This window comes from Ochrobactrum sp. S1502_03, from assembly GCF_044435015.1.
Taxonomy (GTDB): Bacteria; Pseudomonadota; Alphaproteobacteria; order Rhizobiales; family Rhizobiaceae; genus Brucella; species Brucella chromiisoli.
Window position 1 is genome coordinate 1 of sequence record NZ_JAYEXN010000101.1, and the last position, 656, is coordinate 656.

Consider the following 656-nt stretch of genomic DNA (forward strand, 5'->3'; position numbering starts at 1 on the left):
GTCTGTCAAACCGATCCGTTCGCCCAAAGTAGCCTCCAAATGGAAGCTTTGAATCAAAAATCGATTCCGCAGTCAACCTTTGTCCACGAGCGCTAGGTTAATGACACTGTTTTAAAATTCGGGCAATCTTCTGGTTAACAAAATAAAAAATAAGAATTGATTACGAGGTTTAAAATAAACCTCTCGGAAATCATAAACAGGTGGCCGCTGCGCTTAACTCATTGCGTTTTAAGAGCAATGAATCGTGCGCTTAAAAGGGGCTAGAGGGCAAAAAGATGAACGTTTCTCCGAGTTTTAACAGCAGAACCAGCGAAAATAATAATAAAAGCCAGGTTATCGCGAAAGATTCATCATCAAAATCAGCAGATTCTTTTGATGGTATTCTACCGTTACTTGTTATCATCGATAACCGTGCATTGGATCGTGAATGCCTTGCACATGGGCTCAACAACCACAGTATTGAAATGTCGATTGCCACGTTCAGTTCGTTTGAACAATGGCAGCATCAGCGGCGTGGACGCACTGTCCGCGCGGTCCTTTTCAACATTGGTGGTCAGAAGTGTTGGTTTTCACGCGGAACTGAGCCGGTTTTTTCACCGAGAATTGAGCCACCTTCGAGTATGTTTTTCAGATCATGGTTTGGTCAAGGGATTGGG

1 pseudogene is annotated in these 656 nt (G+C 43.4%); it reads left to right on the top strand.

Going from position 1 to position 656, the window contains the following annotated elements:
* Nucleotides 1-275 precede the first annotated feature (275 nt).
* Nucleotides 276-656: pseudogene (locus VBH83_RS19375) on the top strand (hypothetical protein); the annotation flags it as partial.